Annotated in this window: 17 protein-coding genes; 7 read left to right on the top strand and 10 right to left on the bottom strand. The window is 54.4% G+C overall.

The window, feature by feature from the left end; translation table 11 throughout:
* Positions 1-48: 48 nt before the first annotated feature.
* Positions 49-789: a 4'-phosphopantetheinyl transferase family protein gene (locus tag CVE23_RS22405; RefSeq protein ID WP_038663974.1), complete on the top strand. Its 741-nt coding sequence runs from the start codon at positions 49-51 to the stop codon at positions 787-789.
* A gap of 62 nt (positions 790-851) precedes the next feature.
* Here CVE23_RS22405 and CVE23_RS22400 read toward each other — a convergent pair whose 3' ends face one another.
* Entirely contained in the window at positions 852-2,189 is a 1,338-nt protein-coding gene (locus CVE23_RS22400) for an NCS2 family permease (RefSeq protein WP_042861745.1), read from the bottom strand.
* Between the two features lie 273 nt (positions 2,190-2,462).
* Between CVE23_RS22400 and yieH the strand changes: the two genes are divergently transcribed.
* The gene (gene yieH, locus CVE23_RS22395; protein ID WP_100850365.1) at positions 2,463-3,131 is read left to right on the top strand and encodes a 6-phosphogluconate phosphatase; all 669 of its coding nucleotides are present in this window, start codon (positions 2,463-2,465) and stop codon (positions 3,129-3,131) included.
* 4 nt (positions 3,132-3,135) lie between these two features.
* Here the strand turns inward: yieH and CVE23_RS22390 are convergent, their stop codons facing one another.
* The 8 genes from CVE23_RS22390 to pstS all read right to left on the bottom strand — a co-directional run bounded on the left by CVE23_RS22390 (position 3,136) and on the right by pstS (position 10,474).
* Positions 3,136-3,894 carry an amino acid ABC transporter permease gene (locus tag CVE23_RS22390; RefSeq protein WP_100850364.1) on the bottom strand — a complete coding sequence of 253 codons (759 nt, stop codon included), beginning with the start codon at positions 3,892-3,894 and terminating at the stop codon, positions 3,136-3,138.
* A gap of 1 nt (position 3,895) precedes the next feature.
* Complete coding sequence (locus CVE23_RS22385; RefSeq protein WP_373287842.1) at positions 3,896-4,639, bottom strand: amino acid ABC transporter permease; 744 nt, start codon at positions 4,637-4,639, stop codon at positions 3,896-3,898.
* A gap of 103 nt (positions 4,640-4,742) precedes the next feature.
* Positions 4,743-5,579, bottom strand: a complete 837-nt coding sequence (locus tag CVE23_RS22380; protein ID WP_100850363.1) for an ABC transporter substrate-binding protein — start codon at positions 5,577-5,579, stop codon at positions 4,743-4,745.
* Between the two features lie 239 nt (positions 5,580-5,818).
* Positions 5,819-6,550 carry a phosphate signaling complex protein PhoU gene (gene phoU, locus CVE23_RS22375; RefSeq protein ID WP_033568181.1) on the bottom strand — a complete coding sequence of 244 codons (732 nt, stop codon included), beginning with the start codon at positions 6,548-6,550 and terminating at the stop codon, positions 5,819-5,821.
* Between the two features lie 13 nt (positions 6,551-6,563).
* A complete protein-coding gene (gene pstB / locus CVE23_RS22370; RefSeq protein ID WP_038920726.1) occupies positions 6,564-7,340 on the bottom strand; it encodes a phosphate ABC transporter ATP-binding protein PstB in 777 nt (258 codons plus the stop codon).
* Between the two features lie 94 nt (positions 7,341-7,434).
* Positions 7,435-8,322, bottom strand: a complete 888-nt coding sequence (gene pstA, locus CVE23_RS22365; RefSeq protein ID WP_038663989.1) for a phosphate ABC transporter permease PstA — start codon at positions 8,320-8,322, stop codon at positions 7,435-7,437.
* Positions 8,322-9,281, bottom strand: coding sequence for a phosphate ABC transporter permease PstC (gene pstC / locus CVE23_RS22360; protein ID WP_038663992.1), 960 nt, complete (start codon positions 9,279-9,281; stop codon positions 8,322-8,324). The genes pstA and pstC overlap by 1 nt, the downstream gene beginning before the upstream one ends.
* Before the next feature lie 152 nt (positions 9,282-9,433).
* Positions 9,434-10,474: a phosphate ABC transporter substrate-binding protein PstS gene (gene pstS / locus CVE23_RS22355; protein ID WP_038920728.1), complete on the bottom strand. Its 1,041-nt coding sequence runs from the start codon at positions 10,472-10,474 to the stop codon at positions 9,434-9,436.
* Between the two features lie 304 nt (positions 10,475-10,778).
* Here pstS and CVE23_RS22350 point away from each other — a divergent pair, with 304 nt between their 5' ends.
* From CVE23_RS22350 to CVE23_RS22960, 5 genes are all read left to right on the top strand, one after another.
* Positions 10,779-11,195 (top strand): SAM-dependent methyltransferase, encoded by a 417-nt coding sequence (locus CVE23_RS22350; protein WP_082171018.1) that lies wholly within the window; start codon positions 10,779-10,781, stop codon positions 11,193-11,195.
* Positions 11,192-12,505, top strand: coding sequence for a KGGVGR-motif variant AAA ATPase (locus CVE23_RS22345; RefSeq protein ID WP_100850362.1), 1,314 nt, complete (start codon positions 11,192-11,194; stop codon positions 12,503-12,505). Before CVE23_RS22350 ends, CVE23_RS22345 begins: the two co-directional genes overlap by 4 nt.
* Positions 12,495-13,934 carry a hypothetical protein gene (locus tag CVE23_RS22340; protein ID WP_197724575.1) on the top strand — a complete coding sequence of 480 codons (1,440 nt, stop codon included), beginning with the start codon at positions 12,495-12,497 and terminating at the stop codon, positions 13,932-13,934. The genes CVE23_RS22345 and CVE23_RS22340 overlap by 11 nt, the downstream gene beginning before the upstream one ends.
* Before the next feature lie 317 nt (positions 13,935-14,251).
* Positions 14,252-16,567 (top strand): sensor domain-containing diguanylate cyclase, encoded by a 2,316-nt coding sequence (locus CVE23_RS22335; protein WP_038920729.1) that lies wholly within the window; start codon positions 14,252-14,254, stop codon positions 16,565-16,567.
* A 134-nt stretch (positions 16,568-16,701) separates the two neighbouring features.
* Positions 16,702-16,923 carry a hypothetical protein gene (locus CVE23_RS22960; RefSeq protein ID WP_179948977.1) on the top strand — a complete coding sequence of 74 codons (222 nt, stop codon included), beginning with the start codon at positions 16,702-16,704 and terminating at the stop codon, positions 16,921-16,923.
* Positions 16,924-17,060: 137 nt separating this feature from the next.
* Here the strand turns inward: CVE23_RS22960 and glmS are convergent, their stop codons facing one another.
* A complete protein-coding gene (gene glmS / locus CVE23_RS22325) occupies positions 17,061-18,896 on the bottom strand; it encodes a glutamine--fructose-6-phosphate transaminase (isomerizing) (RefSeq protein WP_100850361.1) in 1,836 nt (611 codons plus the stop codon).
* Between the last annotated feature and the right edge of the window lie 195 nt (positions 18,897-19,091).

Genomic DNA, 19,091 nt, shown 5'->3' with positions numbered 1-19,091 from the left:
TTCTACTAAAAATTATCAGGTTTTTTTCGTTGGCATCATGGAGTGAATATGACCTGTCATTTCGTCAGGTGGGCAAGCACGGAAGCGTTACCCGATCTGCAGCGGTTATCGGATGACCTGATTTCATCCACGCACAGCTTTTCAGTGAAGCGCCGCGAGCGCTATCTGAAAAGCCGCGCGCTGCTGGCAGAGATGATGTTTTATTTCTTCGGTTATCCGGTTCTTCCGCCACTAATGGTTTCGCCGAATGGCAGACCTTGTTTTGTTGATCCGCATCTGCCTGATTTCAGCCTCGGCTACGCAGGAAACACCATCGCAATCCTGCTCAGCGAGGAAGGGAAAGTGGGCATGGACGTGGAAATTGTCCGCGTCTGGAGTCGTGAAACGCCGTCGCATCTGCAAACGCAGACCCACGCGGAAAAAGCCTGGATCGACGCCCAGCTTGATCCGCTGGAAGCCGCCACCCAGTTATGCACTATTCGTCAGTCGGTACTGAAAATTCCCGGTTTCAATACCGGCGGTCCGGAATCGCTGAAATTGCATCCGGCCTCAGGTCGCCTGCGGTCGCGGCATATTCCGGATGTGGAAGTGATCAGTGATATTGATGACTATCTGGCCTGGGCCTGCGCCCATACGCCTCGCCTCGACCGGCTGGTGATGTGGAACTACACCTCGGCCTACGGCATGCGGAAATCCGGCGAAATCGTCCAGCAGCAGCGTCAGTCGCGGCGCTATATCAAACTGAGCAGCCACGCGACGGAAAACGCCCCGCCGCAGTACGCGATGTAGCCGGCAGGAGAACGGAAAAGGACGCCAACAAGCGAGCCGGGGCAATCCCGGCTCGCCAGTGATTAATGGGCGTCGATAAACACGATTTTCAGCAGGAACAGCACCGCCACGGCGATGACGCACGGGCTGATGTCGCGCCAGCGGCCGGTCGCGGCTTTCATTACCGCATAGGAAATGAAGCCCAACGCGATGCCTTCGGTAATAGAGAAGGTGAACGGCATCATCACGGCGGTCACGAACGCCGGTACGGATTCGGTCAGGTCATCCCAGTTAACGCGCGCCAGGCTGGCGGTCATCAGCACGCCGACATAAATCAGCGCGCCCGCCGCCGCATACGCCGGCACCATGCCCGCCAGCGGAGACAGGAACATCACCAGCAGGAACAGAATCCCCACGACTACCGCCGTCAAACCAGTACGACCGCCGATGGATACGCCGGAAGAGCTTTCGATATAGGCGGTCACGGACGACGTGCCGATGAACGAGCCGGCCACCGAGCTGATGCTGTCCACATACAGCGCCTGCTTCATCTGCGGGAATTTGCCGCGGGCATCCACCAGACCGGCCTTGTCGGTCACGCCAATCAGGGTGCCGGAGGAATCAAACAGGTTCACCAGCATGAAAGAGAAAATCACCCCGGACAGGCCCAGATTCAGCGACCCGGCCAGATCCACCTGACCGACCACATTGCTGACGCTCGGCGGCATGGAGAACACGCCGGAGAATTTCACATCGCCCAGCAGGGCGCCCAGCAGCGTGGTCACCGCGATGGAAATCAGCACCGCCGCATGGATGTTGCGGGACGCCAGCACCACGATAATGAAAAAGCCCAGCGCGCCCAGCAGCACGCTATGCGAGGTCAGCTTGCCGACCGACACCAGCGTTTCCGGATTCGGTACGATAATCCCGGCGTTTTTCAGCCCGATCATGGCAATAAACAAACCGATGCCGCTGGCGATGCCCAGCCGCAAACTGAGCGGAATATTGGCGATCATCCAGTAGCGAACCTGAAATATCGTCAACAGCAGGAAACCCACCGAGCCCCAGAAGATAGCGCCCATCGCGACCTGCCACGGCAGACCCATCGTGCCGACCACGACAAAGGCGAAAAAGGCGTTCAGGCCCATCGCCGGCGCCAGCGCCACCGGCAGGTTAGCCAGCAGGCCCATGAAAATACTACCAAAGGCGGCGATCAGACAGGTGGTGACAAACACCGCTTTGGTGTCCATCCCGGCGGCACCCAGAATCTGCGGGTTGACGAAAACGATATACACCATCGTCAGGAAGGTGGTGAACCCGGCAATGGTCTCGGTACGAGCGGTGGTGCCGTGCTGCTTCAGTTTGAACACGCGATCCAGCAGCCCCTGCTCAGCAGCGGAACCAGACTGAGATTTATCCATGATAAATGACCCAAAGAGAAGAAAGGAAAGATAATCGCCCGGTATCCTATACCAAAATGCGGAGCAGTTAACGCGCCGGCGGGCTTTTTTTTCCCGACGATAACAATTTTCTATATCTCCAGCCTGTTCGCAGCGGTTTCGCCTCACTTCCCGACGGGAAAACGTTTGTCCGCTACAGAGATAAGCGTCAGCAAGTCCCGTATTTCCACAAACATCGCATTATCCTGTCAGTCAGGTAAAGTGGGGATTTTCGTCCTTCAACAAGGAATGCCCATGTCCCGGATTGAATGCGTATTTTTCGACTGCGACGGCACGCTGGTGGACAGCGAAGTCATTTGCTGCCAGGCCTACATCAATATCTTTATTCCTTACGGTGTGCAGTTGCCGCTGGATGAAGTGATCAAAAACTTCAAAGGCATGAAGCTCTACGACATCATCGATCGCATCAGCGAGCGTTTCGGCCTGACGGTTTCAACCGAGCAGATGGAACGCCATTTCCGCCAGGAAGTCGCGCGACTGTTCGATCTCTCGCTGCAGCCGATTTCGGGAGTGCGGGACGTACTGGCGGCGCTGCAAACGCCCACCGCGGTGGTGTCCAACGGCCCGGTCAGCAAAATGCAGCATTCGCTGGGGCTGACCGGCCTGCTGCCGTTCTTTGGCGAGCACCTGTACAGCGGCTACGACATCGGCAAATGGAAACCGGACCCGGCGTTGCTGCATCACGCCGCGCAGCAGATGGGGGTAACGGTGGAAAACTGCATTCTGGTGGAAGATTCGGTCTCCGGCACGCAGGCCGGCATTGCCGCCGGCATACCGGTGTTCTACTACTGCGCCGACGAACATAACGCGCCGATCCATCACCCATTGGTGACGATGTTCCACGACATGGCGCAGTTACCGGCGCTGTGGCAGGCACGCGGCTGGACGCTGACCGCCGCCTGACGGCTCAGGCGGATTCGTGCAACAGCGATTCCGGCGTGCTTGCCGGTTTGCGTCCGCCGAATAGCCGGCGCCGGGCGGGTTTCGGCCCGGCGCGAAAACGCCTGCTGACGCCCTGCGCCAGCAGGTCCAGCAACAGGCAAAAGATAAAATAGACCAACGCGATAAACAGGAACACTTCGGTCGGGTAGACCATACTGCGGTTGTTGACCTGAGTCGCCAGAAAAGTCAGCTCGCCAACGCCGACAATGTAAGCCAGCGAGGTGTCTTTAATCAGGGAGATCCACTGGTTGATGAACGACGGCACCATCATGCGCAGCGCTTGCGGCAACGCGATGTGCCACAGCGTCTGCCAACGCCCCAGCCCCAGCGACATCCCCGCCTGCCACTGGCCGCGCCCTATCGCTACGATGCCGGCTTTCACGCCGTGCGCCAGGTAGGCGGAAGCGATTAACGCCAGCGCACACACCACAGTGGTGATTTCGGGGATATCGACGCCAAACAGGATCGGCAGCAGGAAGTAGGTCCAGAAAATCAGCATGATTACCGGAATCGCGCGGAAAAAGCCCAGTACCATCGCCAGCAGCCCGCCAGCCCAGCCGCGACACATCGCCAGCGCCACCCCCAGCCCTGTGCCCAACACCGCCGATGCGATCCCGGCCATCAAACTGAGCGCCAGCGTCAGCGCCGCGCCGCCCAGCGGACCATCCGGAAAGGTGCCCCACATCAGGTAGCTAAAATTGTCGCGGATGATCGCAAAATCCATCTCAGTGCCCCTTTAGCGGTTGCCGGTGCTGACGCCACTGTCCCCAGCCTTCCAGCAGGGCGATCACCGCGATATAAAATACCGTCGCCACCCCGAACGCCTGAAACGTGCGCAGGGTTTCGGTTTCCACCTGGCGGGAAGCATAAGACAGCTCCGCCACACCGATCGCCATCGTCAGCGATGAGTTTTTAATCACATTCATATACTGGCCGAGCAACGGCGGCAGCGCGATGCGCAGCGCCTGCGGCAATACGACATAGCGCATCGCCTGCCAGCCGGTCAGCCCCAGCGCGCAGGCGGCGTATTTCTGGCCGTGCGCCACGCCGGCGATGCCGGCGCGAATCTCTTCAGCGATAAAGGCGGCGGAATAGAGCGTCAGGCCAAACAACCCGGCCAGAAACTCAAACGACGGCCCGTTTAGCCCGAGTAGCGGAATCACGTGCGGGTTGTTGAGCCACTGCATCAACCCGGCGGGCAACAACTGCGCCGCGCCGAAGTACCAGAAGAACAACTGCACCAGCAGCGGGGTGTTGCGAAACAGGGAGCAATAGGCGATCGCCAGCCAGCGCAGCAGCGGCGTACGGCTATCGCGGCCGGCCGCCAGCACCAGCCCCAGCGCGGTCGCCAACACCACGGTGGCGGCGGCTATACCGAGCGTGACCTGAAAGCCTTGCCACAGCCATTGCAGATACTGCGGCGCCAGCAGCCAGTCGGTCAGCCATTGTCGGGTAGATTCATCAATCATCATAAACAAGAAGGCCCCCGGGATGGGTCCGGGGGCAAATCACAACCATCAAGTAAGAAACTACGGTAACAACTATCGGATGGAGAATGCTATAGCAACGTACTCAAACCTTGGGTTGCTGATCCAGCGGCGCGATTTTGAAATCGCCGCGCGGCTGGGCAGACGGCGTTTCCGGCCCAAACCAGCGGTTATAAATCTTCACCGCCTCACCCTGTTTTTCCAGATTCAGCAGGATGTCATTCACTTTCTGCGTCAGGCGATCTTCACCCTTCGGAATACCGATGCCCTGATACTCTTTGGTGATGCTGAACGGAGAAATTTCAAAGTCGGCTTTCTGCGCCGCCGGCAGGTTGCCCAGCAGCCCGACCAGCTTGGCGTCGTCCTGCGTGATGGCCTGCACGTTGCCGTTACGCAGCGCGGTGAACGCCAGCGGGGTATCGTCGTAGGAAATCACTTTGGCGGTCGGGTAGTGTTCCCGCAGGGTGATTTCCTGCACGGTGCCCTTGTCGGCGCCGATACGCAGATTTTTGATATCGTCCGGCGTTTTCAGCACGCCTTTGCGGGCGATGAACTTCTGGCCGGTGGCGAAATAGGGCACGCTGAAATTGACCTGTTTGGCGCGCTCGTCGGTAATGGTGAAGTTGGCTGAAATCAGATCCACTTTTTTCGAGCTCAGCAGCGGAATGCGGTTGGCCGGGTTGGTGGCGCGCAGTTCTACTTTGACGCCCAGCGCCTTGCCGATGGCTTCAGCTACATCCACATCGTAGCCCACCAACTTTTTGCTTTGCGGATCGACATAACCAAACGGCGGATTGCTGTCGAACACCGCCACTTTCACCACGCCCGCTTTCTGGATGTCATCCAGCTTGTCGGCCTGCGCGTTGCCAGAGAGAGAAACCAGTCCTGCCAGGAGAGAAAATGCCAAAAGAGATTTTTTCATCTTATTATCCGCCTATAAGCCGCTGTTCATAAACGATTGTTAACTCAATGAATGCAGGCTAACAGCGGCTCTGTCGCACCGGAAATAACATAAACTCCCATAATATGAACTTATGTTATATCCGGCTGGTGGCAACCACGGGTGACAGGGCGGCGATACAGAGATACAGATGCGACGTTACCAATGACAACGCCCCGCACAGGCGGGGCGTTGAGAGCATCGTCGGCAGCAGGCCAGACTTATTCCGGTTTTTCGGCGTCTTTCTGCGCCAGCATTTTTTCCAGCGCGTCGCCGCCCAGATGACGGAAGTCCTGGCCTTTGACGAAGTAGAAAATAAACTCGCAGATGTTCTGGCAACGGTCACCGATACGTTCGATGGAACGGGCGCAGAACAGCGCGGTCAGCACGCTGGGAATGGTGCGGGAGTCTTCCATCATGTGGGTCATTAGCTGACGCACAATGCCTTCGTACTCTTTATCCACCTTCTTGTCTTCCATGTAGATGCGCTTGGCTTCATCCAGATCCATACGGGCGAACGCGTCCAGTACATCGTGCAGCATCTGTACGGTGTGGTTGCCCAGCGACTCCAGGCTAACCAGCAACGGCTGATGCTGATGGGAGAATTTCTCCAGCGCGGTGCGGCAGATTTTGTCCGCCACATCGCCGATACGCTCCAGCTCGGAAATGGTCTTGATGATCGCCATCACCAGACGCAGGTCGCTGGCGGTAGGCTGGCGTTTGGCGATGATGCGCACGCACGCCTCGTCAATGCTCACTTCCATCATGTTTACTTTAGCGTCGCCTTCGATCACGCGCTGCGCCAGTTCCGCGTCCTGGTTATGCATGGCGGTGATGGCGTCGGTCAGTTGCTGTTCCACCAGCCCGCCCATGGTCATCACCTGGGTGCGGATGCTTTCCAGCTCGGCATTAAACTGACCGGAAATATGTTTGTTCAGATTGAGATTTTCCATGATACTCCCGTAATCAACCGTAACGACCGGTGATGTAATCTTCGGTCTGTTTCTGCCGTGGCGCGGTAAACAGGGTATCGGTATCGCTGAACTCAATCAGCTCGCCCAGATACATAAACGCCGTATGGTCGGAACAACGCGCCGCCTGTTGCATGTTATGCGTCACGATCACCACGGTATAGTCTTTCTTCAGTTCGGAAATCAGCTCTTCGATACGGCCGGTGGAAATCGGGTCCAGCGCCGAGCAGGGTTCGTCCAGCAGCAGCACGTCCGGACGAATGGCGATACCGCGGGCAATGCACAAACGCTGCTGCTGACCGCCGGACAGGCTGTAACCGCTCTGGTGCAGCTTGTCCTTGGTTTCCTGCCACAGCGCCGCTTTGGTCAGCGCCCACTGTACGCGCTCGTCCATCTCCGCACGCGACAGTTTCTCGAACAGGCGCACGCCGAAAGCGATGTTGTCGTAAATCGACATCGGAAACGGCGTCGGCTTCTGGAACACCATGCCCACTTTGGCGCGCAGCAGCGCGATATCCTGGTTATCGGTCAGGATATTGTTGCCATCCAGCAGGATATCGCCTTCGGCGCGCTGCTCCGGATAGAGCTGATACATTTTATTCAGGGTGCGCAGCAAGGTGGACTTACCGCACCCTGATGGACCGATAAACGCCGTCACCTGGTTTTGGGCAATATCCAGCGTGATGTTTTTCAGCGCATGAAATTTTCCGTAATAGAAGTTCAGGTTGCGCACCTGGATTTTGCTGGCGGATGTCTCTGTGACCATACTCATCAAGACTTCTCTCTTCTGGCGAATCTGGCGAACGCCGCCTGCGCGACGCCCGGATATTCATTAATGTTGCTGGTAATTTTTTTAATGTTGCTGACTAATGCGTCTTCTTGGCAAACAGCACGCGCGCCACAATATTCAGCAGCAGCACGCATAGAGTGATCAGCAGTACCCCTGCCCACGCCAGCCCCTGCCACTCTTTGAACGGACTCATGGCGAACTTGAAGATGGTGACCGGCAGGTTGGCGATCGGATGCATCAGGTCCGTGCTCCAGAACTGGTTCGACAGCGAGGTAAACAGCAGCGGCGCCGTCTCCCCGGCGATACGCGCCACCGCCAGCAACACCCCGGTGATGATGCCGGAAACCGACGCCTTCAGGGTGATGGCCGAAATCATCTTCCATTTCGGCGTCCCCAGCGCGTAGGCCGCTTCACGCAGGCTGTCCGGCACCAGTTTCAGCATGTTCTCGGTGGTGCGAATTACGATCGGCACCTGCAACAGCGCCAGCGCAATCACCCCCGCCCAGCCGGAAAAGTGCTCCATTTTAGCCACCACCAGCGTGTAAACGAACAGCCCCACCACAATCGACGGCGCCGACAGCAGAATGTCGTTAATAAAGCGAATCACTTCGGCGATCAGCGATTTACGGCCGTATTCCGCCAGATAGACGCCGGCCAGGATCCCCAGCGGCGTGCCAAACAGCGTCGCCCACAGGATCAGCAGGCCGCTGCCGACGATCGCGTTAGCCAGACCGCCGCCAGCCGTATTGGGCGGCGGCGTCATTTCGGTAAACAGCGACAGCGACATGCCGTCGATGCCCTTGGTCACGGTGGACATCAGAATCCATACCAGCCAGAACAGACCGAACGCCATCGTCAGCATCGACATACACAGCGCGATGCGGTTTTTCTGACGGCGCCAGGCCTGCATCTTGCGACGGGTTTCCAGCGAGTCAGAACGGTTTTCAATGCCAATGCTCGCCATCAGCGCGCTCCTTCGTTTTTAGCCAGACGCATGATCATCAGCTTCGAACAGGCCAGCACGATAAAGGTAATCACAAACAGGATCAGGCCCAGCTCCATCAGCGCGGCGGTATGCAGCCCGGTGTCGGCTTCGGCAAATTCGTTAGCCAGCGCGGAGGTGATGCTGTTGCCCGGCATATAGAGCGAGACGCTGTCGAGCTGGTAGGTGTTGCCGATGATAAACGTCACCGCCATCGTCTCGCCCAGCGCACGTCCCAGCCCCAGCATGACGCCGCCAATCACCCCATTTTTGGTGAACGGCAGCACGATGTGCCAGATAACTTCCCAGGTGGTGCAGCCGATACCGTAGGCCGATTCTTTCATCATCACCGGCGTCTGTTCGAACACATCGCGCATTACCGCGGCGATGTAGGGGATGATCATGATGGCCAGAATCACGCCGGCCGCCAGAATACCGATGCCGAACGCCGGCCCGGAGAACAGGGTGCCGACCAATGGGATGCTGGAAAGCACGTTGCCTACCGGTTGTTGGAAATACTTGGCGAACAACGGGGCGAACACAAACAGCCCCCACATGCCATAGACGATACTCGGGATCGCGGCCAGCAGCTCAATCGCCACGCCCAGCGGACGTTTCAGCCAGCTCGGCGCCAGTTCCGTCAGGAACAGCGCGATACCGAAACTAATCGGAATGGCGATGATCAGCGCGATCAGCGAGGTCACGATGGTGCCGTAAATCGGTACCAGCGCGCCGAATTGCCCGGCGGGCGCATCCCATTCTTTGGTCCACAGGAAGGAGAAACCAAACGTTTTGATACTCGGCCAGGAGGCGAAAATCAGGGAAACGATAATTCCGCCCAGCAACAGCAACGTCAATAGGGCCGCCAGTCTGACCAGCGCCCCGAAGAGAATGTCGCCCTGTTTTCCCGGAGGTGTAATGGTTGGCTTGTGTTCAGCCATACGTCTCTCTTCTTTCAGATAACTGCGTTTTTCAGATAACTGCGTCTTTAATCAGGTCATTGGAGGAAACCCCAATGAATGTCAGAGGTGGATACCCCGTTTCCGGTTTATCCACCTCTCGGTACTCACACAACCGATCCTGCTAACCGCAATCAATACAGCGCTTTACCGCTGCTGTCTTTGATCTGGGTTTTCCATGCTGCGCGTACCTGAGCAATCACTTCTTTCGGCAGGGTAGAATAATCCAGCGCTTTGGCCTGATCGCCGCCTTTGGTGTAAGCCCAGTCAAAGAACTTCAGCACTTCTTTGCCCTGCTCAGGCTTGCTCTGTTCTTTGTGAATCAGAATGAAAGTGGTAGAGGTGATCGGCCATACATCGGCGCCTTTCTGGTTGGTCAGGTCCTGTGCGAAGGACTTGCTCCAGTCAACGCCTTTGGCGGCATTGCTGAAAGACCCTTCCGTCGGGCTGACTGCTTTGCCGTCGGCAGAAATCAGCTTGGTGTAAACCAGGTTATTCTGCTTGGCGTACGCGTATTCAACGTAACCGATCGACCCCGGCAGACGCTGCACGAACGCCGCGATGCCGTCGTTGCCTTTACCGCCCAGACCGGTCGGCCAGTTTACGGTGTTGCCCGCGCCAATCTTCTCTTTCCACTCGCTGTTCACTTTAGCCAGGTAGCTGGTGAACACGTAGGAGGTGCCGGAACCGTCGGCACGACGCACCACAGCGATGTCCTGATCCGGCAGTTTCACGCCCGGGTTCAGTTTGGCGATGGCTTCGTCGTTCCATTTCTTGATTTTGCCCAGGTAGATGTCACCCAGCGTTTTGCCGTCCAGCGTCAGCTCGCCGGCTTTCACGCCCGGCACGTTGACAGCCAGTACGATACCGCCGATCACGGTCGGGAACTGGAACAGACCGTCCTGAGCCAGTTTGTCATCCGCCAACGGCGCATCAGACGCACCAAAATCCACGGTTTTGGCGGTAATCTGTTTCACGCCGCCCGAAGAACCGATGCCCTGATAGTTAACTTTGTTGCCGGTTTCTTTTTCGTAAGAATCAGCCCACTTTGCATAAACCGGAGCGGGGAACGTCGCACCTGCGCCAGTGAGGTTTGCCGCGGCAAAAGCAGAAACCGCCGTCAGAGAAAAACTTGCAGCAACGATACTGGCAACAGTGGTACGCATGAGTTTCATAATCCCTCCTGTGGGATACTTAGACGTGTAGACCCGGAGCTATTGTTTAATCAGAGTGTAGTTTGCTGGTGGAGAAAATAGGTCAATTCGGTGACAGTAAAATGTACGCAATATGACAGTTGTGTGACAGTCGAGTCAGAACTGGGTATGCCTGCCTGGCAGAGGCAAGCATTTATTTAACAATCTATACAATACTTTCAACGATATACTTCTATGAATCCCCAGTTCCGGTAAAATCGCTTGTCACACATGCTATTTAGACCTTGAATATGTCCGTCTCTGACCAAAGGAGTGAAGCACAGTCATGGCAACCGACTTTGAAGACGCCTGTCATCGCCACTGGAGAGATGCAGAAATCCTGTTTCATCTGGGACGCTGGGCCAATGCCGATCATCTTTATGGCTTCTCGGCAGAGAGCGGGTTAAAAAAGTTGATGCAGGAGTTTGGTATGCCCTTTGACACGAATAGGGACATGCCCAGTGAACGCCACGACCAAAAGCATATTGATGCTATTTGGTCACGTTACGATGCATACCGTAGTGGCCGCTACCCCGGAGCTGAGTATCTTTTATCTTCACTAAATCCTTTCGATAACTGGAAAGCGTCACAACGTTACAGCAACCAACAACAGTTCACACAAATTGAGGCAGAAAAACATCGCAACGGAGCCAAACAAGTCCAAAATATACTTAAACAAGCTAAAACGGACGGCGCGATATGAAAACCTTCGACCAGCTTTTGCCTACTATTGAAGGCATTCTTAAACCTCACACTGATCTTATCAGTCAGATTGAACCCGTGGCAATCAACCGAGATCTGAACGGTAAAGTCAGGTTAATCGCTTCCGAATCGATTCAGAACAATCCCGAACATCAGGCTGCGATTGACACGATTGCCGCACAATTTTCAACTGAACTGTCGCCTCACAGCTTTGCTCCAGATAACACCGTCTTATATGAACCCAATGTCGAATCGGTTTATCAACGCGCAGCCCATTTTGCGCTTGCCGATATTCCCGGCGTCTATGTGGTTGACAGATTAGCGACGGAAAGCCGCTGGGATATGATCACACCAGAGTCTGAAGGCGCCAGTCGCATTGTCTTTTTTTCTATCAAAGGCGGCGTTGGCCGCTCAACCGCGATGGCCGCTTGCGCATGGGCGCTGGCGCAAGCCGGTAAAAAAGTCATGGTTCTTGATTTGGATCTTGAGTCTCCTGGCTTATCTACCGCCTTGCTACCGGAAGACCGTCGCCCAACTTATGGCATCGCCGACTGGCTGGTGGAAGATCTGGTCGATAATGGCAACAGCCTGCTTGATGACATGATCGCCACCAGTACGCTATCCCATGACGGCGACATTTACGTGATACCGGCACATGGCAAAAATCCGGGAGAATATATCGCCAAGCTGGGCAGAGTCTGGATGCCCAAAATAGACAGTAACGGAAACCGGGAAAGCTGGTCTCACCGACTCAATCGCCTGATTGACCAGTTAGAAGAAACGATTAAGCCTGATGTGATTTTGATCGACTCACGCTCTGGAATAGATGAAGTCGCATCCAGTTGCGTTACCGATATCGGCGCCAATACCGTGTTACTGTTTACACTGGATGGCGAGCAAACCTGGTCAGGATATCGGGTGTTATTTGAATACTGGAACCGATCAGGCAAAGCCGCTGATATCCGTGAGCGTTTGCAACTTATCGGTGCCATGATTCCTGATGACGAACGACGCGAGAGCTACTTTTCCGGGTTGTGTGAAAACGCTTACGAACTGTTTTCCTCCACACTTTATGACGAAGTACCACCGGGTGAAACAGTGGAGAATCTGTTCAGCTTCGAGATGAACGACGAAGCAGCACCACACTATCCGTGGGCGATTCGCTGGAACAGAGGATTCTCCGCGCTAACGTCGCTACATTCCCGATTTGCGCAAAACACGATAGACTCCGCCGAAGTTCAGTCAATTTTCGGCACGTTAATTGAGGGTATTCAAGGTTTAACCAATCATCCCGGAGAGCATGATGAGTAGCGCAGAAGATATCCGTCGAGCCATTTATGAAACCTTACCTGCGGATACCTCATACAGCGGGTCTGCGCCGCCATTAAAACACCTCTACATTCCGCCTGCGCATTTAAAAGCACTAAGGCCGGAAAGTTTACTGGTGGTGGGCACACGTGGAGTCGGGAAATCTGTTTGGACGGCAGCGCTTGGCGATCCTGCTTTGCGTAAAGTGCTAGGTTCATCAATTCCACAATTGGATATTACAGACATTCATATCGGATTTTCAGAGCGGCCACAGAATGACGCGTATCCAGACTCAGATACATTTTCTCAATTGGTAGAGAGCTTTGATGCCTATGATATCTGGCGCACGATTGTCATATCAGGCATCGGCAAACTAACCCAGCAGCCACTGTTGGCTCAACAGGCAAAGTGGTCAGAAAAAATATCTTGGGTACAGCAAAATCCGGAAAATATTGCAGCAGCCATGTCTCAGGCCAATCAATCGTTAGAGGGAAATGGTCGCTACGCCCTGATTTTGTTTGACGCGCTCGACAGACTCAGTACTGATTGGTCGGTAATGGATAATATCGTGCGTGGTCTATTACGGGTTGTCTTGTGGCTAAAACCATACAGCCGTCTTACCGCCAAAGTCTTTTTACGCGAAGACCAACTGGAAAGAACTGTTACCGATTTTCCTGATGCCTCCAAGTTGCTTGCCACCAAAGCTGAACTATCCTGGGCAAGGCATGACTTGCATGGCCTGCTATGGCAATACCTGATTAATGGTGAAACATCACATGGTGATGTGCTGCGCGAGTGCTATAACCGAACCTTGAATAAACCACCTGAGCATTCCGATTCCCGTTTTGTGCCGCATGATGATGTAAAGCGTGAAACGCCATCACAAAGAGAATTATTTGAAGCGCTAGCCGGGCCGTGGATGGGCAAGGATCGCCGTCGTGGTGTCCCTTATGTCTGGGCCGTTAGTCATCTGGCAGACGGAAAAGGGCGAACGTCTCCTCGCTCATTTTTAGCTGCTATACGGCAAGCAGCCGAAGACTCAATGGAGCGGTACCCGGACTATACCTACTCGTTGCACTATGAAAGTATTAAACGTGGGGTTCAAAAGGCATCGGAAATCAGGGTCAGCGAACTGACTGAAGACTATCCGTGGGTAAACGAGTTCTTAACTCCCTTGAACGGGCTCAACGTACCCATTGATTTCAGCGTAATACAACAGCGTTGGAATGAGGAGTTTTCTCAAGGACTGCCGGAAAATCCAAACAAGTTACCTCCTCAGCATGCCCAGAAAGGCTGGCCGGGCCTAAAACTGGATTTGTTAAGAATAGGCGTGTTTGAAGAACGTAACAGCGAGCGTATTGATATGCCCGATCTCTATCGTGTTGGCTTTGGGTTAGGCAGAAAAGGTGGGGTAAAACCACAAAAGTCCTGACCTAATAGTATAGCGTTTATAAAAAAACCTCCCCATGCCTTAAGAAGCAGGGAGGTTTTTTTATTTAATTCCTGCAAGAAAACCAATATGAATAACAAAAAGCACTAAAACACTAAATTACTTATATAGCCCAGCGATAAAAAAACCTGTTCTATACTCAGATATGTCGCTGAAAAAACAGCGCTCTCACGTCAGGACCCAACTCCCCTACAGGATGTTTCCACTTTTTATAACCGAGCCTAGCAGACGCATTTTTCTGTTTTGTTACCAGGAGTGCAATACACTGATTTTATTTGTTTTTTAAGGGAAAGATGACAATGAAAAAACATAATACCGATGAGCAGCGCGTCGCAAAAATCAATGAATATCATTTGCTCGACTTACACTTACAGCAATCCTTTCAAAACCAGGTCAGATTATTTGCACGGATACTGAATTTTCCGGCGGCGTTTATCTCGATTATCGATCTGGACAAGCAATGGCTGATTTTCAGCGAAGGTATCGATATTGAATGTACTACCCGGGAACTGGCATTTTGCAATTCGGTGATTGCCACCGAGACGACCTTATCGATTCCCGATACGCTAACAGACAGTCAGTTTTGCGAGCACCCGCTGGTTACCGGCGCTCCGCATATCCGTAGTTACTTTGGCATACCTTTGGTGCTCGACAAGATCGTGGTCGGCACCCTGGCCGCCATCGACTATCAACCGCGGGCACTGGATGACACGACGCGAGAAACCGCCGCCTTCGTCGCCAGCACTACCGAAGCCCTGTTCAAATTGCACAGTGACCAGTTGCATCGGGAACAGGAAATCCGGCTGCTGAATAACTCCTCCGTGGTGCTGATCAACTGGCAGCAAGACAACATGCTGCACATTTCCTACATGTCCCCTAATGCGCATCATGTTCTGGGCATTACCGAAGAAGACATCAGACATAACACTGCGGCGATAGAAAACTATATCCATCCGGACGACTACGAGAACCTGCTGTTTGCACTGGATAACCATAAAAAAGGCGTGGCGAATCTGGAATGCGAATACCGCTTTTTGTCGCCCAGGGGAAAAACGCTGTGGATTCGCCAGCTTTCCATCGCCAATTACCATCACAACGGCAGACTCAGCCACGTGCAGGCGCTGCTGATCGATAACTCCCACCAGAAATACCTGCAAAAACTGCTGGTGGATACCAACAACCAAATGCGGCTGGTACTGGAGTCGTCCAGTCTCGGCACCTGGGACTGGGATCTGGGGCGGCATAACATTCGCGTCAATAAACAGTGGTGCGAAATGATGGGCGTCACGCAGGACCAATTCGACTCCTCAATGGATTACTGGCAACAGCTGATGCACCCGCTGGATCGGGAAAGAATGGTGCAGGCGGCGGAATCCTGCATCACCGGTCAGGCAACCTTGATCAACGAGCAATACCGGATGCGCCACAATAAAGGCCACTGGGTGTGGATTGAAACCTACGGCAAGGTGGTGGAATACAACGAAAAAGGCAAACCCATTCGGGTCGCCGGCACCCATCGGGATATTACCGAGAAGAAAAACAAGGAATTACAGGAAGAAGCGGATAAACGCCTGCTGGAGCTGATTAACCGGGCCCAAAAGATCTTTCTGGAAAAAACCGACATCCAGGAAGCCTGCATGTCCATCTTTGACGACCTGCTTTCCATCTCTGAATCGGAGTTCGGTTTTATCGGCCAGGTCAGAGAACACGATGGGAAGAAAGTGCTGCACATCGTCGCCATTTCCAACGTCAGCTGGAACGGCGACAGCAAGAACTCTTACGATACTTTTCTGCAAAACAAACTGCAGTTCACCAGCCTGGACAACCTGTTCGGGCATGTGGTGATCACCGGCAAACCGGTCATCACCAACTCGCCGCGTTCCCACTCCGCCTCGCGCGGCGTGCCGTCAGGCCACCCAATCCTGCGACAATTCATGGGGTTGCCCATCTATTTCCGTAACGAGGTGGTGGGGATGATCGGACTCGGTAACCGCTTCGACGGCTACAACGAGCGGCAGTTGCGCTTTCTCAACCCGTTCGTCGACACGTTAGGCTCGCTGTTCTACGCGCTGGAAACCCAGCGAGCCCGAGAAGAGCTGGAAGAAAAACTGCTGGAAATGGCCAATACCGACGCCCTGACCGGCATCCATAACCGGCGCGCCTATATTCTGGAAACGGAAAAGTGCTACCGCAACCATGAGAAAAACACCGCACTGGCGATCATCGATATCGACTTCTTCAAAAAGGTCAATGACCAGTACGGCCATCACGTCGGCGACGTGGCGATTTGTCGTCTGGCGGAGATCATTACCGGCAAACTGCGTACCGACGACTTCGTCGCCCGCCTGGGCGGCGAAGAGTTCGGTTTGATCGTCCACAACGCCAATCTCGATAATGTCGATGCCATCATGAACGGGATTCGCACCGAAGTGGAAAACACCCTGTTCACGGTTGACGGCTATTCCTTCCATTTTACCGTCAGCATCGGCGCAACGTTTATCAAACACCGTAATGTTCAGAATCTGAAAGACAGCTTCGAGAGCGATATGAAGCGGGCCGACGACGCGCTGTACGAAGCCAAAAACGCCGGCCGTAATCGGGTGGTATGGAAGTAACAATAGAGACAGATTTCTCTGATTAGCTAAGTGTTAATTACAGGTATAAAGTGAAACAGAGCTAATACCCAAAGGAGTTACATGCATGCAGCAAAAAAATACTCATAGTCGATCTGTTTTTATCCACATCGTTTATGGTCAGTGCTATTGATCTTGAAACTTCAGATAGAGACTATCAATACATAGTGGTGACTGATACGTTCGGTAGGGATATTTATCGCTCAGAAATTCAAATCCGTGATTTCAATGAATTACAGAAAAAAATAGAAAAGCTGGAAGATCAGAATGAGAAATTGACCAGAGAAGTCGAAGATATAAAAAAGAAACTCAATGAACTGTCGAATAAAATAAAATGATATTTATTACCTAATCGTCCTGTCATTCTTAGATAGGGTGACCAAAAAGCCCTGAGATAAACCCCAGGGCTTTTATTACTCGTTTTTCAGGTTGATATTGAAAAATATCGATTTCGTCGTTTAGACGGAAAACCTTCTTACTCCACCGTCACCGATTTCGCCAGGTTACGCGGCTGGTCCACGTCGGTGCCTTTGATCAGCGCCACATGGTAAGACAGCAGTTGCAACGGCACAGTGTAGAAGATTGGCGCAATCACCTCTTCCACGTGCGGCAACTGAATGATCTTCATCATGTCGCTGTCGGAGGTGAAACCGGCCTGTTCGTCGGCAAACACGTAGAGTTCGCCGCCGCGGGCGCGGACTTCTTCGATGTTGGATTTCAGTTTTTCCAGCAGGTCGTTGTTGGGTGCGACCACCACCACCGGCATATCCGCGTCGATCAGCGCCAGCGGGCCGTGCTTCAATTCACCCGCCGCATAGGCTTCCGCATGGATATAGGAGATCTCCTTGAGTTTGAGCGCCCCTTCCATCGCAATCGGGTACTGGTCGCCGCGCCCCAGGAACAAGGCGTGGTGTTTGTCGGAGAAACCTTCCGCCAGCGATTCGATCAGCTTGTCCTGCGACAACATCTGTTCGATACGCGCCGGCAACGCCTGCAGAGCATGCACGATATCGTGTTCGATACGGGCATCCATACCGCGCAGACGACCGATACGCGCCACCAGCATCAGCAACACCGTCAACTGAGTAGTGAACGCCTTGGTGGACGCCACGCCGATTTCAGTGCCGGCACGGGTCATCAACGCCAGATCCGACTCGCGCACCAGCGATGAACCCGCTACGTTGCAAATCGCCAACGAGCCCAGATATCCCAGCTCTTTCGACAAACGTAATGCCGCCAGCGTGTCGGCGGTTTCGCCGGACTGGGACAGGGTAATCATCAGGCTGTTGGCGCGCACCGCCGGTTTGCGGTAACGGAATTCAGACGCGATTTCCACGTCGCACGGAATCCCCGCCAGCGACTCGAACCAGTAGCGCGACACCATGCCGGAGTTGTAAGACGTGCCGCAGGCGATAATCTGGATATGCTGGACTTTTGCCAGCAGCGCATCGGCTTGCGGGCCAAGCTCGGACAGGTTGATTTCGCCGTGGCTAAAACGCCCTTCCAGGGTGTTTTTGATCGCCATCGGCTGTTCGTAGATCTCTTTCTGCATGTAGTGACGGTACGCGCCTTTGTCGCCAGCGTCGTACTGTACTTTTGATTCAATCTCTTCGCGATTAACGTCCTGCCCCTGACGGTTAACGATACGTACCGTACGACGAGTGACTTCAGCGATATCGCCTTCTTCCAGAAAGATGAAACGGCGGGTTACCGGCAGCAGCGCCAGTTGGTCGGAGGCAATGAAGTTTTCGCCCACGCCGCGGCCAATCACCAGCGGGCTACCGGAGCGCGCGGCAACCAGCACGTTGGGGTCGCGGCTATCCAGCAGCACCATGCCGTACGCGCCGCGCAGTTGCGGGATAACGCGCTGCACGATGTCCAGCAGCGAACCGCCGTTCTGCTGCTGTTCCCAGTGCACCAGATGCGCCACCACTTCGGTATCGGTTTCGGAGACAAAACGATAACCACGGGATACCATCAGCTCGCGCAGCGGCTCATGGTTTTCGATAATCCCGTTGTGCACCACGATAATGTGCTCCGACACATGCGGGTGAGCATTTTGTTCGGACGGCTCGCCGTGAGTCGCCCAGCGGGTGTGAGCGATACCGGTTCCGCCGACCAGCGGCTGTTCTTCCGCCGCCTGCGCCAGCACCTGCACCTTGCCCAGACGGCGCAGGCGGGACACCTGTCCTTCGCCATTCACCACCGCCAGACCGGCAGAGTCATAACCACGGTACTCGAGGCGGCGTAGCCCCTCCAGCAGGATCTCAGCAATATCTCGTTGCGCAACAGCGCCTACAATTCCACACATCGGTTGTATTCCTGTAAAAGTGACATATTGTGTCACCACGATGTCTTTAGACCTGATTGTTCCGGTTTATTCCGGGTTCCCCGAGCCTTGTAGAGAATGGGGAATTATTATGTTTTGGCCTGCGCTCGCCAGCGCAACGCAGGCCAAAACCGTCTTATCTCAAGACGCATTCCGCCCTCGGATCCTTTTTCTTCC

The organism is Dickeya fangzhongdai (genome assembly GCF_002812485.1).
Lineage (GTDB): Bacteria > Pseudomonadota > Gammaproteobacteria > Enterobacterales > Enterobacteriaceae > Dickeya > Dickeya fangzhongdai.
The sequence above is the reverse complement of the archived record's forward strand: the minus strand, read 5'-3'. Positions and strand labels throughout refer to the sequence as shown.

What these genes read in the sequence shown, in the direction of transcription:
- CVE23_RS22385 (WP_373287842.1), bottom strand. Translation starts at nt 4,639, where the DNA reads ATGATTGATGAATCTACCCGACAATGGCTGACCGACTGGCTGCTGGCG.
- yieH (WP_100850365.1), top strand. Translation starts at nt 2,463, where the DNA reads ATGTCCCGGATTGAATGCGTATTTTTCGACTGCGACGGCACGCTGGTG.
- pstA (WP_038663989.1), bottom strand. Translation starts at nt 8,322, where the DNA reads ATGGCGAGCATTGGCATTGAAAACCGTTCTGACTCGCTGGAAACCCGT.
- phoU (WP_033568181.1), bottom strand. Translation starts at nt 6,550, where the DNA reads ATGGAAAATCTCAATCTGAACAAACATATTTCCGGTCAGTTTAATGCC.
- pstB (WP_038920726.1), bottom strand. Translation starts at nt 7,340, where the DNA reads ATGAGTATGGTCACAGAGACATCCGCCAGCAAAATCCAGGTGCGCAAC.
- CVE23_RS22405 (WP_038663974.1), top strand. Translation starts at nt 49, where the DNA reads ATGACCTGTCATTTCGTCAGGTGGGCAAGCACGGAAGCGTTACCCGAT.
- CVE23_RS22390 (WP_100850364.1), bottom strand. Translation starts at nt 3,894, where the DNA reads ATGGATTTTGCGATCATCCGCGACAATTTTAGCTACCTGATGTGGGGC.
- glmS (WP_100850361.1), bottom strand. Translation starts at nt 18,896, where the DNA reads ATGTGTGGAATTGTAGGCGCTGTTGCGCAACGAGATATTGCTGAGATC.
- CVE23_RS22340 (WP_197724575.1), top strand. Translation starts at nt 12,495, where the DNA reads ATGATGAGTAGCGCAGAAGATATCCGTCGAGCCATTTATGAAACCTTA.
- CVE23_RS22345 (WP_100850362.1), top strand. Translation starts at nt 11,192, where the DNA reads ATGAAAACCTTCGACCAGCTTTTGCCTACTATTGAAGGCATTCTTAAA.
- CVE23_RS22350 (WP_082171018.1), top strand. Translation starts at nt 10,779, where the DNA reads ATGGCAACCGACTTTGAAGACGCCTGTCATCGCCACTGGAGAGATGCA.
- pstS (WP_038920728.1), bottom strand. Translation starts at nt 10,474, where the DNA reads ATGAAACTCATGCGTACCACTGTTGCCAGTATCGTTGCTGCAAGTTTT.
- CVE23_RS22380 (WP_100850363.1), bottom strand. Translation starts at nt 5,579, where the DNA reads ATGAAAAAATCTCTTTTGGCATTTTCTCTCCTGGCAGGACTGGTTTCT.
- pstC (WP_038663992.1), bottom strand. Translation starts at nt 9,281, where the DNA reads ATGGCTGAACACAAGCCAACCATTACACCTCCGGGAAAACAGGGCGAC.
- CVE23_RS22400 (WP_042861745.1), bottom strand. Translation starts at nt 2,189, where the DNA reads ATGGATAAATCTCAGTCTGGTTCCGCTGCTGAGCAGGGGCTGCTGGAT.
- CVE23_RS22960 (WP_179948977.1), top strand. Translation starts at nt 16,702, where the DNA reads ATGGTCAGTGCTATTGATCTTGAAACTTCAGATAGAGACTATCAATAC.
- CVE23_RS22335 (WP_038920729.1), top strand. Translation starts at nt 14,252, where the DNA reads ATGAAAAAACATAATACCGATGAGCAGCGCGTCGCAAAAATCAATGAA.